We start from the raw sequence: 13090 nt of genomic DNA, 5'->3' as shown, positions 1-13090 counted from the left end.
ACCCTGCGCACGCGGTCTTTCCCGATGCACCGAGCCGTCAGATTTTACGACTGCTACGCAGCCGGACGCAGGCTTCGCCAGCTGCTACAGGGGGATGTGTAGGGGGCGGATTAGCTGATCGATAGCAGCATCCGTTGCAGCATGGCATCGCAAGCGTTGAGCTGTTCGAGGCTGACGAATTCGTCGGGTTTGTGGCCCTGATCCATGCTGCCGGGGCCGCAGACGACGGTGGGAATTCCGGCAGCGTCGAACAGGCCGCCCTCGGTGCCGAATGCCACGGTGCCGAACGCTCTTGAGCCCGAAAATAAAGCAATCAATTCCGCTGCTTCACTGTGCGCATCCGTCACCAAACCGGGATACGCCGACAACTCGCTGAAGCGGATCTCACTCTGTTCACTCACGGCACGCATGCGCGGCAACACTTGTTGCTCGGCATAGGCCTTGAGCTCCTGCGCAACCTCGCTGGGATCATGCGAAGGCAATGCGCGAATCTCAAAATCAAAACGGCAATCGGCGGGGACGATGTTCAATGCCTTGCCACCAGAAATCACGCCGGTTTGCACGGTGCTGAACGGCGGATCGAACCGCGCATCGTGAAGCTCCGGCGCCTTCAGTCGGTGACCGATGCGTCCCAGCTCACCGATCAATTCAGCGGCGTATTCAATCGCATTGACCCCCTGCGGCGCGTAGGCGGAATGGCACGCTTGGCCGTGAACATCGCAGCGCATCGCCAGTTTGCCTTTATGCCCGAGCACCGGTTTCAGTTCGGTCGGTTCACCGATGATGCACAGCATTGGTTTGACCGGACGCTGTTGCAGTTCCGTCAGCAGCGAGCGCACGCCGAGGCAGCCAACCTCTTCATCGTAGGACAGCGCAATGTGCACCGGCCGGCGCAACGTGGCCTTCACCAGCGACGGCACCAGGGCGAGCACGCAGGCGATGTAGCCTTTCATGTCCGCCGTGCCGCGACCGTAGAGTTTGCCGTCGCGCTCGGTGAGTTCGAACGGCGAAACGGTCCACGGCTGGCCGTCGACGGGCACCACGTCGGTGTGTCCCGACAGCACGATGCCCGGCAGATGCGCCGGGCCGAGGGTGGCGAACAGATTGGCCTTGCTGCGCTGCTCGTTGTAGATCAGTTCGCACGGCACATCGAAGCTTTCGAGGTAGTCGCCAACGAACTCGATCAGGTGCAGGTTGGATTCGCGGCTGGTGGTGTCGAACGCCACCAGCGTTTTCAGCAAATCGAGGCTGTGGCTCATCGGTCGTCTCCGGCGACGCCGTAACCGGGGGATTTGTCAGGGGCGAGGGCGCGGTCGATGTAGTCCTGGACTTGTGGACGGTAGGCGTCCCAGAGTTTTTCCAACTGGCAGATCGGGTTTTCGTCCGCCCAATCCACCCGCAGGTTGATGATCGGCCAGGTCAGTTCACCGACCACCACCAATGCCGCCGAATGCACCGGCCCGGCTTCACCGCCAGCCGCGATGGCGGCTTTCATGGCGGCCAGCAAGCGGTCGGCCAGTTGACCTTCCCCGTGCTCGAACGCGTGGACCATGGCTTCGATCACTGAGCGATCCGCCAGCATGTTGCCGGCCGCCACGCATTGTTCGCCGGACACGGCATTGTGGTTACCCAGGGTTTGTGCACCGCTGAAATGCGCGGTCTGGCCCAGGTGGTCAATGGCGGTGATTTGCCGGTATTGGCTGTAGCCGTTGCGGGTCAGGACTTTGTCCAGCGCCTCGGCAGGCGCGAGGCCTTGCTCCATGAGCGCGAGGGTTTCCGGGCCGAGCGAGGGCAGGGTGATGTTTTGCGTGGAGACCGCGCCGACACCCGGAAGCAGCCACGGGCAACGGGCGCCGACGGCGATGCTGGAGGAACTGATCGCAATGCCGAACTGGCCGGTTTCAGGGCAACGGGCGGCGATGGAGAAGGTCATGGTTGTGCTCCTTGTTTAGCCTGGCGAATAAGGTGTCTGGGCGGACGCCATCGCGGGCAAGCCCGCTCCCACAGGGATCTTCAGTGGCCACAGATTTGCGTACGACGACTAACCTGTGGGAGCTGGCTTGCCTGCGATGGTGGCGACCCGGTTTATTCAGGAATCACCGCAATCACATCAATCTCCATCAACCACTGCGGCTGCCCCAGCGCTGATACCACCAGCCCGGTCGAAATTGGAAACACGCCCTTGAGCCACTTGCCCACTTCCTGATAAACCGGCTCGCGATAGCGCGGATCAATCAGGTACGTCGTGGTTTTCACGATGTGGCTGAGATCGCTGCCGGCCTCTTCCAGCAACTGTTTGACGTTGCGCATCGCTTGCTCGGCCTGCGCGCGCGGGTCGCCCAGACCGACCAGGTTGCCTTCGAAATCAGTCCCGACCTGGCCGCGAACATAAACGGTATTCCCGGCCCGCACGGCCTGGCACAAATCGTTGTCCAGGCTCTGGTTCGGGTAGGTTTCCTTGGTGTTGAACATGCGAATTCGGGTATGGGTTGGCGTGGACATCTGAAACTCCTGAATAAAAAATCAAGCACTGACCGTGGTTTTGTGAGCGACCGGCACGCTTTCAGCCTGACGCTGCGCCGTATCGTGGTAGTCGAGGTACGAACGCTGGATGGCGATGTGATCGGCCACGTACTTGGCGTCGTGCCACACCCCCCAGATGAACGAAGAACCGCGACGCGACTGCCATGGCAGCCCGAGGAAATACACCCCCGGCTCACTCGACACACCGCGCTGGTGCGCTGGCTTGCCCTTGTCGTCGAAGGCGTTGACCTTCAGCCAGCTGTAATCGGTGGCAAAACCGGTGGCCCAGATGATTGAGTTGATGCCGGCCTTGGCCAGATCGAGTTCAAGAATCGGATTCTTCACGCATTCCGGATCCGGGAAGGTCATGCGCGCTTCAGGTTCTTCCGGCAGGTCCAGACCATTGCTTTCGATGTAGGCGTCGGCGGCATTGAGCAGCGCCAGGTAGTTTTCATCACCGCGCGCCAGGTTCTCGGCCAGGTTCGGTTGAAACGTCGCCACACTGCCGTTGAACGATTGGGTCAGACCGACAAGGGTCATGCCGCGATGGGCGAGCCCCCGGAAGTCGACCGTCTTGCCGCCATGTGCACCGCTGACCGCGATGGTCACGTGTTCGCGACCGGGTTTCATCGCGGCCTGATCCCATTCACCCAACACACCCAGCCACCAGCAGAAATCGCGGTTGCGGTAGGCGCGAGGCGGGCGGTCGTGCGCACCGACCGAGAGGTAAACCTGTTTGCCGGAGCGCTGCAATTCATCGGCGATCTGCACCCCTGACGAGCCGGCGCCAACCACCAGCACAGCGCCTTCCGGCAGTTGACCGGGATTGCGGTAGTCGGCCGAGTGGATCTGCAAGAACGGTTGATCTTTAGGCGCGATAGGCGGGATTACTGGCGTCTGGAACGGCCCGGTGGCGGCTACCACACGGTTGGCCTCGATCACGCCTTCGGAGGTTTCGATGGTGAAGCCCGGACGGCCGACATTGCGCTCGACTTTGAGCACGTCGACGCCAGTGCGTACCGGTGCGTTGAATTTTTTCGCATAGGCTTCGAAGTAGTCCGCCACGCGCTCTTTGGGGGCAAAGCCGTCCGGGCTGAGGTCGTCGAATTCCAGGCCGGGAAAACGGTCGTGCCAGGCCGGACCATTGGCCACCAGCGAATCCCAACGCCCGGTGCGCCAGCGCTCGGCAATACGGTTGCGCTCCAGCACCAGGTGCGGCACGCCAAGTTTGCTCAGGTGTTCACTCATGGCCACGCCAGCCTGACCGGCGCCAACGATCAGCGTGTCTGTTTTTGTTTTTTCTGTGGTCATCTCTCTACCCTTCGAAGTGGGATTCAGGTCGCTTATGGCCTGCCATCTCTTGGGCTCAAGACTAGGGATCACCCCTGTATCGGTAAAATATTATTAAGCTGGCATTTGAGTATAAATAACTGAGGCAGAACGTTTAGACCCGCCTGGGTGGCGGGTCTGGAGGGAGGGTGTTGCACGGTCAGGGCATCACGCCCAACGCCTTAATGCATCTTGCTGTGGTCCATCGTGCCGAGTGCCCGGGCTTGGGCTTGTACTTCGATGGTTTCCTGCTCGCCCTTGGCATTTTTCACGGTCAGGGTCAGCGGCACTTTATCGCCTTCTTTAACTTGAGCCGTCAGGTCAATCAGCATTACGTGGTAGCCATGCGGGTCGAAGTTCACGGGCTTGCCGGCCGGCAGCGGCACGGAGTCGACCTGACGCATGCTCATCACATCGTCTTCCATGCTCATTTGGTGAATCTGTACCGTTTTTGCCGCCGGGGACTGAACGCTCAGCAGGGTGCTGTCGCTGTCGGCTTGCAGGGTCATGAAGGCGCCGGTCGACGGTTGGTCGGCCACGGTCGCGCGAACCCAGGCGTCCTGGACCTGGGTTTGAGCCGACACCTGAAAGGCCAGGCCGATCAGGGACAGGCCCAGGGCCAGTTGTTTGATGCGCTTGAAGGGGGTTGAAGTCATTAGCAGACCTCCATGACGGTGAGCAGGTCTTCTGCGCACTCTTGGGCGGTAAGGGATGCGGACAGGCCCAGGCGCAGATTGCCCCGGGAGTCGAAGACGTAACTGGTCGCGGTGTGGGAGAGAGTGTAGCTGTCACCGTTCGGGACTTTTTCGAAGAACACGCCGAATTCCTTCGCGGTGGCGGCGGTTTCTTCCAGCGTGCCGTGCAGCGCTTCGAACGTCGGGTCGAACGATTTGACGTATTTGTCGAGCATCTGTGGCGTGTCGCGCTCGGGGTCCAGGGTGATGAAGATCACTTGCAGCTTTTCGCCATCGCGGCCCATCAGTTTTTTCGCTTGGGCGGCGCGGGCCAGGGTGGTCGGGCACACCGCCGGGCATTGGGTGAAGCCGAAGAAAACCATCGGCATCATGCCGCGATAGCTGGTCAGCATCTTCGTTTCGCCGTCGGCGTCCTTGAGCTTGAAGGTACGGCCCATGATCTTGTCGCTGAGGTCCTTGCCGTACTTGTACGACAGCTTGCTGCTGTCATCGCAGCCGGCCAACAGGCCGAGGCTCAGCAGGCTCATGCCGCGCAGGACAGTGCGACGGGTATACAACGTACTCATGGGGAAAATCCTGTGTAGCGACGTGAAATCTGTGGCGGCTGATAAATCAGACGAAAAAAGCGGGTGGATATTAACAAACTGTTGCGGTGCGTTGCTCATTGTCGGACCAGCGCTGGTACCAGTACAGCGGCAGAGTCTGCAGAAAAATGCGGATCAGTGGCCATAACGCGATCCCGTAGCAGCTGCCGAGCCCGCGAGGCTGCGTTCGGCTGCGCAGCAGTCGTAAACCCTGAGTACAAGGAGGGCCTGACACACCGCATTTTTTGATCTCACAACTGCTGCGCAGCCGAACGCAGCCTCGCGGGCTCGGCAGCTGCTACAAAGTCGGTGTTACGGCAGCTGCTACAAGATCAGCCGGTCATGAGCCATTCGATGTTTATTCGCGAGCGTCAGGAGGCTCGCTACGGCGGCAAGCAATGCACGACGCGTTGCTGCTGAATGCCTCTGTGAGCGTTGCGCTCAGCACAATATTCTACGGCTGCTAAGCTTCGACATTGCAGCGCCCGAGCCACTTCAGGGCGGGCGTTGCGCGTGGCCATGGAGTACGACGAGTGATTGTCGATAACCTGCACGGAGGCAGGCAATGGTGATCAAGCACGTTGGCAATTCAAGTGCCGAGGGTGTCCCCGGACCACTTGATCGTGAAGAAATGGAGCGGGTATTGGCGCAGCTATTGGCCAGCCCGGTGTTTTCCAAGTCCCGGCGAATGGGCAGTCTGCTGCGCTTTCTGGTCGATCATGACCTTCAATGTCCGAACATTGCGCTCACCGAGCACGCCATCGGCCTGGCGGTGTTTCGCCGTGATCCGGCGATTTACTGCACGGGCGATGATCCGGTGGTGCGCGTGCAAGTGGGGCGGTTGCGACGCAAGCTCACCACCCATTACGCCACCACCGGCCAACAAGACGCGATACGCCTGAGCATACCGGCCGGGTGTTATCGGCTGGCTTACCAGCGGCTCAGGCCCAAAGGGATCGCGACTCGCCATCCGGTCTTGCAGATTCAGCCATTCACCTGCATCACCCGCGACGGCGATGACTTCGCCCGGGGCTTGTGCGAAGAGTTGAGCTGTAAGCTGTTCGAGTCATTCGAGCAGACGCAAAGCCTAGGCAACCACGTATTGATGAAGGTCGCGCGCAACCGCGTCAAAGCCCCGGACCTGGTGCGGGCCGGGCGCGGCAGTTATTCACTGGAGGGCAGCGTGCGAGTTGAATCGACCCGGGTCCGGGCTTCGGTGCGCCTGATCGATATTGCGCAGGGGCGGATTCGCTGGTCAGAGCAGTTTGATCGCAATCGACCTTACGGCATCGCCACTCAGGAAGATTTGGCGGAGTCTATCTGCCAGTCATTGACCGGGTATTTCGCCCGGGGCGACGGTGACGCTTGAGAAAGCGGGGCAACCGCAAGGTCGCCCCGGATGCCGTGTTACACGACGGTCCAGCTGCCGCCGGAGTAGAGGCGGGTGGCACTGTTGTCGAAGGTCAGGTCTATTTCGACGGATTGAGAGCGCGAGGTACTGAACATGGTGCTGGTCTGCACGTTCTGTTCGAACCAGACCAATATGGTTTCGACCGGGGTCAACACCGTGGAGCCGGTGACGATCTGATTGGACGCCACGTAGATTGGCGTGCTGACCTGCTTGCCATCGATGCCGGTGGACAATTGGCTGATGCCTGGGTGGATCGCGCCGTAGTTATTGATCAGGGTAATCGATGTGTCAGGGCCGCCGGTCGTCGCCGAGCCAAGCAGGCCGGAAGTATCAAGCACTGACTGTTGACCCAGGCCGATGTTGACGATGTTGGTCGAGACATCCACTTGCACGTTGGCCTGGAACGAGTTGGAACCGAACAGCTGATATTGCGGGGTCCAGCTGAAGGTGCTGTTACTCAAGTAGGCGACATAGGACTGCCAGACCACGTTGTACGCTTCGGTGCCGACTTTCTTGGCAAAGCACAGTTTGTAGCCGGACTGTTTCAGCGTGGTCAGGTCGCCGGACGCGATCTGGATCTTCACCGACTTTTGCGTGGCCGCCAGGGTTGAGGTCAGGACCTTGCTGTAGTCGGAGGTTTTCAAGGCCGCTGGTGCGGCCATGATCGATTTGACGGCCGCCTGCACGTCATCATGCAGCTGTTTTTGATGGGCACTTACCGCAGTGGATTTACTCATGATTTCCCTATTCCTTGGAGTGATGTGTTGGGCAATCAATGGCCCTGTTAGCACATTGACGGCTTCACTGTAGGCGGGCAGAAAAGGGCGGCGAAGTGTCTTGGCGTTACAGTCGCAGTGGTCATCAACACTGATTCGGACCGGCAGGTAACAGCTGGCGTAACGGGGTTGTATCAAGCCATGAAACAGCGTGGCGATCATTTGACCGCCTCGCCGTGGAACTGCATTGCCAATCACTCGTCCCTGTCGAATGGCATCACTGTGCAATGAAATCGCGAATCGCCTGAATAGTCGCTGCCGGCGCTTCTTCCATCAGCCAGTGACCGGCCCCCGGTATCACCACTTCGGTCACGTTGTCCGCCGCATTGCGCATGACGATCGCTTCATTGGCTCCGAAGGATTTTTCACCACCGATGGCCAGCACTGGCATGCTCAACCGCGTCTTCATCGACGCTTCGTTGTCCGCCGCGTCCTGGCGAATGCTGCGGAACTGAGCGAAGGCCGCGTGCATGACGCCGGGGCGGGCATAGAGCTTGGCGTAATGTTGGCGGGTGGCTTCATCGACTTTGCTGCGGTCGCCTGCGAACTCGTTCCAGAACCGGTCCAGGTAGATGCGTTCCCGGCCTGCCACCAGGCGTTCGGCGTCCGGTCCGCCGAAGTCGAAGTGCCATAGCATCGGCGAACGCACGATATCGTTCCAGGGTGGAATGCCGGGTACCGGCGCGTCCATGACGACCAGGCGATCAGTCAGCTGCGGATAACGCGAGGCGTAGGCGAAGGCGACCATCGTGCCAATGTCGTGGCCGATGACCACCGAATGCTCGATCCCCAGTGCCGCCAATACCCCGCGGATGTCACCGGCCTGGGTCTTTTTGTCGTAGCCGCTTTCCGGTATCGACGACAACCCCAAGCCTCGAAGGTCCGGCACCACGACCGTGTGGTCCTTGGCCAGATTCGCCGCCAGTGGCGCCCACATGTCACCGGTGTCGCCAAAGCCGTGCAGCATCACCACGGCAGGCCCCTTGCCGYCGACGCGCACATGGATCTTGACGCCTTCGACGCTGATGTCTTTTGTCTGGAACGCCGCAGGGAACGGCGTCACCCCAGCCTGCGCCGGGAGGCTCAGCGCAAGCAGTAAGGCAGTGGTCAGCAGGGTGCGCAACATAACGGTGTCTCCCAACGTACGCGTGGAATGTCGCGTACCCCCCCAGCCTGAGCGGGATACCGATTGCAGCAGCGTAGACGGCTTTTCAAAGACAGATTTGCTGTCCGTTACTGGACACGTTTTTCCATGGTCTCTTTCAGTGCTTCGGTCACCAGTTCGCTCACAATCGGCTCTGAAGTCGAGCGCATCTCGTTGCCGACGATGGCATTCTGTGCTTTTACTTTTTCGACGTATTGTGAGGTCGGACCGTCCGCGACGAGCGAAGCCAGTTCTTCTTCAGAGAATGACTTTTCATAGGCCTGTGCCAGGTTCTCGTCCCATTTTGGCTGGTACTTGGGCAGCAATGCGGTGATTTCCTCGGAAACGATACGGTCGGCGTCGGCACTGCCGAGCTTCTCGGCAATCATCGAGTAGGACACCGTTCCCTGCGCCGTCGACATGGCAATGGCCGGGAGATTACTGCCCATGTGTGCCTTGGCGACAAGTGCGCGTGCTTCATTCAGGGCGGGCGTATCAGCGAAGGCAGGGCTTGAGAGTGAGAACAATAGGGTCAAGGCGATAGCGGCAGAAGCAGTCCAGTTCAAGTTTGTGCTCCATGAATGATAGAGAAAAGGGACGTCAGAACAGCGTAGACCGAAAGCCGCGCTTTGCGACGGGCAGCGTTTTCCTATTGAGAGGTTTCGCACGCCAGGTCCGATTCAGGCCCGTTGCCCAACCATTCGTTTAATCAATAATCACCATCAAGGAATGCAAGTTCTGTTTTTTCGCCAAGGGAGGAGGATAGCTGCATACCGAACTCGCCTTTGAAGGAACCTGAGCGATGAAAATGTCTACCTTGCTGGCCTTTATCGCCGTATTCACCGGCAGCGTCGCCACCACCGTGCCGGCTTACGCGGCTGACCAGTCGTGCCATTTGCCGCCGGTCGCCGACAGTACAACCCATCTGCAACATGCCCAGACCGTGGGCGTGCTCTACAGTGAAAACACCCTCAACACCCTCCAATACCTTGAGCAGTACCATGCGGTGGCGGTGAACGGTGCGAAAAACCCTCAACTGGATTCGCGCATCAGCAACGCCTTCGTCAACAGTTCCGACCCGCAGCTTGCGATCAACTGGCTGATGGGCTCGCTGCAAAAAGAGTTCGGCTCGGTGACGGTCTACGACAACCTCGATGCGCTGGTGCAGGCACGCCCCGACGTGGTGGTGATGCTGGACACCTACAGCCGCCTGGTGTCCAAGCGCAACAATCAGGTTGAAGCGCGGTTCATGGCCAAGTTCTACGATGCGAACCTGCAGTACATCGGCAAGGCCGAAGGTTCACGCGCTCAGCAAATGCCTTCGGTCTGGGTGCATGGCAAAGCGGCCCCGGAGATTGCAGCGCAGATTGACCGGCAGACTGAGCTGCAAGTGAATGCGCTGAAGCAGTTTGATGCTTCGCTTAAAGCGCTGGTGACTGCGGGCACTGTGGCGCAGGTGGCGAGTAACTGAACCTGGCCTCCCGATGCTCAGCTTCAGCACGGTTATTGAATTCAATTCAATTGCCGGGGCTACCGTGCAATCTCAAACTTGTGAGTCGATGTGCGGGTTATCGCTGAGTTCATTAGGGTTGCTGGCGAAAATGCCGGTAGAGCACCATGGGTCTCTTCATCACGCCGAAACGCTCGCTATGGCGCGCTTTCCCCTTGCAATCAGGGTCTGTGTAGGCCTTTAGTTGGGTTTCGATTCGTTTGCCGTCAGCGACCTGGTTTGCCTTGTCAATTGCACACTTTGCGGTGACTGGGCTCGAGTTTCTAATGCGGCTATTGATCATCGCTTCTTCTACAGAACCTCCTGCCGCCAAAACCGCTTGGTAGGAAGGCACCCAGACGTTCGTCAGCCATTGATTGATGATAAAACTCTGAACATCTTTCTGGCGTAAGGCTGCGCGTATCCAATGCCGGAAAATCTGCCAGTCTTCCAGCGTCGTTGCGCCGTTCATGTGTGCACCGCAGTAGCTGCTACCGCCGCCATAGATGTCGTGAGCGAACGGTTTTGCGTCAAGATCGAGGGTGATTTCCGAGCGTGGCGTAGAACAGACTCCACCTCTAGCCCGGATATTGTCGAAGTTGATCCCGCGCAGATTGAAAAATTGGTCTGCCTTGGGGGCCAGCGTTGGATGATTTAGTTTAATAAAGTCGAACAAGCGCTTGAGTTGAGCGCTGTCTGTATGGTCGACACCCACACCCCCCACTGCATAGCTCATCAGGTGTTTTCCATCATTGCCTCTTTGTGCACCCTTCCACTGCTTTCCCTCCGGATCCTCCGGGAGCAGGCCCCCTGGGGTCACTCCCCACGCCGCAGCTGCGGTAATCAGGGTCAATGCGCCGAGGCCTGCCGTGGACTCGATTTTGTGCGGGTCATATTGCTCAACCCATTGCTTGACCCATTGAGCAGGGATTTGTTCACCATAAAAATCCGAGCTGTCTTCAGCGGTGGGGCCCCAATATCCAGCTTGCAGAATCGCCACTAAGTCAGGTTCTGGAAGGTTCATATCAAAGTCCTAAAATTGCTTTGAAGAGGGACGATGGTGGTCTGTGGTCATGAAGCAAAATATTCAACTATCAGCACTTCTTCAGGGGTGATAGCACCCTGGAACAGTTCGTCGAAACCTGTGGCGGGTAACTCCACTCCTTCGTGGCATTCACAGATATCGGTAATAACTTCAGATATCGTCATCGGATGGTTTTTGAGCAATTGCTCCAGATCGCTATCCCGCCAGGCAATCGCTGGATTGGGCCTTTTGTTAGAAGCTGCGTAAGCTGGCGAATGCCAAACACACGCTGACCCTTCTGGCGGCATAAAGGCGGGTTGTCCTCTAAACGGGAACTCACAATAAAACATTTCCCAAATGGCCCACACATTTGCTTTTGTTGCTTGCCGACGAAGCTGGTCGTGAAAGTGTGATGTGTTCTTCGTGGTTTGAATTGAATCCCAGCAGTCTTTATGAGTGCTCAGCCGGGGCCACTTGGCTTCAAAAATACCAACCTTCATGGTGTGATTGGTGATGTTGTGGAAAATGATGCACCCATCGGCGCCGAATTTTCGCTCATGCGGGGGGTGAAGTTGTTGGATGCGTGAACTTAAACCGAAAATTTTTAATGCGTTAATACTGTGTCGGAAAAAACTGGTGAAATTAGAGGTGTAATCGTTTTCGGTCGTGATGTGGTTGGCAATCAAGTCAGAGCGTGCAAGTTTGTCCGCTTGATAGGCGCAATTTTTTATAGTGGAGATTATTCCCGCTGGGAAAATTCCCATGCTTAATTTCCCTGTGTTGATTTTCTATTTAAGTCGCTATTGCCAGTTGCTGTTGGAAGTACAGCGTAGACTTTGTTAAATCTGTCGGCCAACTGTGATTAGATTATTAGATAATATTGAATGTTTCGTTTTGAGATAATTCAGCGGTCGTCCGAGTAGTTGCTTCTGGACTTAAGGGGGGACCCATGTCTACCGGGCCTAGTGGCCCGGTAGGCGTTTCAACTATCACTGACAATTGCAAATCCTGATCGCTCAATCACGCCGCGAACTACGCTGCGCCACCCCAGAAACGCTGACCGGGGTGAGCGGGCGCCCAACGACGGTTTCGGCCGAGGAAATTGTGTTGTGTACGCCTGGGATCAACTGCGTTTCACCGCGTTCAAGGGCCATGGTGCCTCCTGCTCGATTGAAACAGCCCGGTAATCAATTCAACTCTTTCAAAAACGCTGACGCCGCAAACCCGTCAATCAACCCGTCACCCTGAAGATCAATACTCGACCATTCGGTATTGACCGGTTTCGCGGTAACCAACTGGCCGGGCTTCAAGCTGCTCACCACGCTGTACTCGGTACCAGGGCCACCGCGCAGCCTGAGGCTGGTGCGCGATATCACTTCGTGGGTAGCGGCGGCATGGGATGTCGCGATCACCGAGGTTTCGACCGGTAGAACGAAAGCCCCGAAATCGTTGGCGTGCTGGGGATTGATGAGGTTGTAGTCGAGGTCCAGGCCGCACAATTTTGCCGATGGGGCTTTTTGCTCGATGTGATAGGTGCCGTTTTTTATTGCGTCTTTGGTCCCGCGAAATCCGGACGACATGGCCAGCCATACCAGTGAACACAGGCCGTTTTTTGTCAGCGCATTGGCCGTTGCGCCAGAGCCATAGATACCCACCCGATAGGCTGGCTGAGCACCGGAGATCTCGTTGAACGCCCGCTGCACCCCTTGGAAATAAGGAATGATGTCGCTGGTGATTTCGTTGGTGCTGGCATCGAAGTCGACAGAGAAATAGATCCCCGATCCCTCGGGTTGCCCGATGTCGTTGAGGGCGTATCGGTAGGCTCTGCGTCCCGCCTCATAGCCTTTGATTTCCGAGAAATCGGCGGCATTGTCCTGTCGTTGTTGAAACACCACGGCGATGTTCATGCCTTGCGCGCAAATGGACTGCGCCTCTATAAGCGTCAAGCATTTGTCTGGAAACGTTTTTGAGTTGCTGAAGTTGTAATAACGGATAACAGTTTTTACGTTTTCTTTCGACAGGCAACGGAGTTTTGTCGTGGTGTTGTAGGGGGTGTCGATAATGAGCATGATAAGTTTCCTTTCAGGGGGAGCGCACTTTGCCAACTGCGTGAGC

Annotated in this window: 16 protein-coding genes; 3 read left to right on the top strand and 13 right to left on the bottom strand. The window is 57.8% G+C overall.

Annotation, left to right across the window (positions count from 1 at the left end; genetic code table 11):
* Positions 1–110: 110 nt before the first annotated feature.
* The 6 genes from argE to AC1D2P_RS28525 form a co-directional block, all read right to left on the bottom strand.
* Positions 111–1259 (bottom strand): acetylornithine deacetylase, encoded by a 1149-nt coding sequence (gene argE / locus AC1D2P_RS28550; RefSeq protein WP_258668004.1) that lies wholly within the window; start codon positions 1257–1259, stop codon positions 111–113.
* Positions 1256–1933, bottom strand: a complete 678-nt coding sequence (locus AC1D2P_RS28545) for a DUF1028 domain-containing protein (protein WP_109784603.1) — start codon at positions 1931–1933, stop codon at positions 1256–1258. Before AC1D2P_RS28545 ends, argE begins: the two co-directional genes overlap by 4 nt.
* A 152-nt stretch (positions 1934–2085) precedes the next feature.
* The gene (locus AC1D2P_RS28540; RefSeq protein WP_046027689.1) at positions 2086–2502 is read right to left on the bottom strand and encodes a RidA family protein; all 417 of its coding nucleotides are present in this window, start codon (positions 2500–2502) and stop codon (positions 2086–2088) included.
* Positions 2503–2523: 21 nt separating this feature from the next.
* Entirely contained in the window at positions 2524–3870 is a 1347-nt protein-coding gene (locus AC1D2P_RS28535; protein ID WP_411740754.1) for a flavin-containing monooxygenase, read from the bottom strand.
* A gap of 164 nt (positions 3871–4034) precedes the next feature.
* Positions 4035–4508, bottom strand: coding sequence for a copper chaperone PCu(A)C (locus AC1D2P_RS28530; protein ID WP_477757482.1), 474 nt, complete (start codon positions 4506–4508; stop codon positions 4035–4037).
* A complete protein-coding gene (locus tag AC1D2P_RS28525) occupies positions 4508–5113 on the bottom strand; it encodes an SCO family protein (protein ID WP_046027686.1) in 606 nt (201 codons plus the stop codon). The genes AC1D2P_RS28530 and AC1D2P_RS28525 overlap by 1 nt, the downstream gene beginning before the upstream one ends.
* Before the next feature lie 327 nt (positions 5114–5440).
* On the opposite strand from AC1D2P_RS28525, the gene AC1D2P_RS28520 reads away from it, so the two are divergent.
* Both AC1D2P_RS28520 and AC1D2P_RS28515 read left to right on the top strand, forming a co-directional pair.
* Positions 5441–5551 carry a CstA-like transporter-associated (seleno)protein gene (locus AC1D2P_RS28520; RefSeq protein WP_256577239.1) on the top strand — a complete coding sequence of 37 codons (111 nt, stop codon included), beginning with the start codon at positions 5441–5443 and terminating at the stop codon, positions 5549–5551.
* Between the two features lie 145 nt (positions 5552–5696).
* A complete protein-coding gene (locus AC1D2P_RS28515) occupies positions 5697–6500 on the top strand; it encodes a hypothetical protein (RefSeq protein ID WP_477757483.1) in 804 nt (267 codons plus the stop codon).
* A 38-nt stretch (positions 6501–6538) separates the two neighbouring features.
* Here AC1D2P_RS28515 and AC1D2P_RS28510 read toward each other — a convergent pair whose 3' ends face one another.
* From AC1D2P_RS28510 to AC1D2P_RS28500, 3 genes are all read right to left on the bottom strand, one after another.
* Complete coding sequence (locus AC1D2P_RS28510) at positions 6539–7279, bottom strand: hypothetical protein (protein WP_477757484.1); 741 nt, start codon at positions 7277–7279, stop codon at positions 6539–6541.
* Positions 7280–7535: 256 nt separating this feature from the next.
* Complete coding sequence (locus AC1D2P_RS28505) at positions 7536–8444, bottom strand: alpha/beta fold hydrolase (RefSeq protein ID WP_477811702.1); 909 nt, start codon at positions 8442–8444, stop codon at positions 7536–7538.
* A gap of 107 nt (positions 8445–8551) precedes the next feature.
* Entirely contained in the window at positions 8552–9028 is a 477-nt protein-coding gene (locus tag AC1D2P_RS28500) for a DUF2059 domain-containing protein (protein WP_258668008.1), read from the bottom strand.
* A gap of 236 nt (positions 9029–9264) precedes the next feature.
* Between AC1D2P_RS28500 and AC1D2P_RS28495 the strand changes: the two genes are divergently transcribed.
* Positions 9265–9933, top strand: a complete 669-nt coding sequence (locus AC1D2P_RS28495) for an ATPase (protein ID WP_258668009.1) — start codon at positions 9265–9267, stop codon at positions 9931–9933.
* 112 nt (positions 9934–10045) lie between these two features.
* On the opposite strand, the gene AC1D2P_RS28490 is transcribed toward AC1D2P_RS28495, so the two are convergent.
* The 4 genes from AC1D2P_RS28490 to AC1D2P_RS28475 form a co-directional block, all read right to left on the bottom strand.
* A complete protein-coding gene (locus tag AC1D2P_RS28490; protein ID WP_223524610.1) occupies positions 10046–10975 on the bottom strand; it encodes a hypothetical protein in 930 nt (309 codons plus the stop codon).
* A gap of 47 nt (positions 10976–11022) precedes the next feature.
* Positions 11023–11739, bottom strand: coding sequence for a hypothetical protein (locus tag AC1D2P_RS28485; protein WP_223524613.1), 717 nt, complete (start codon positions 11737–11739; stop codon positions 11023–11025).
* 252 nt (positions 11740–11991) lie between these two features.
* On the bottom strand, positions 11992–12129 hold the full coding sequence (locus AC1D2P_RS28480; RefSeq protein ID WP_258668011.1) for a hypothetical protein: 138 nt from the start codon (positions 12127–12129) through the stop codon (positions 11992–11994).
* A gap of 33 nt (positions 12130–12162) precedes the next feature.
* Entirely contained in the window at positions 12163–13044 is an 882-nt protein-coding gene (locus AC1D2P_RS28475) for a glycoside hydrolase domain-containing protein (protein WP_477757485.1), read from the bottom strand.
* Positions 13045–13090: the final 46 nt, after the last annotated feature.

This window comes from Pseudomonas sp. P1_F1_2, from assembly GCF_056405815.1.
The sequence above is the reverse complement of the archived record's forward strand: the minus strand, read 5'-3'. Positions and strand labels throughout refer to the sequence as shown.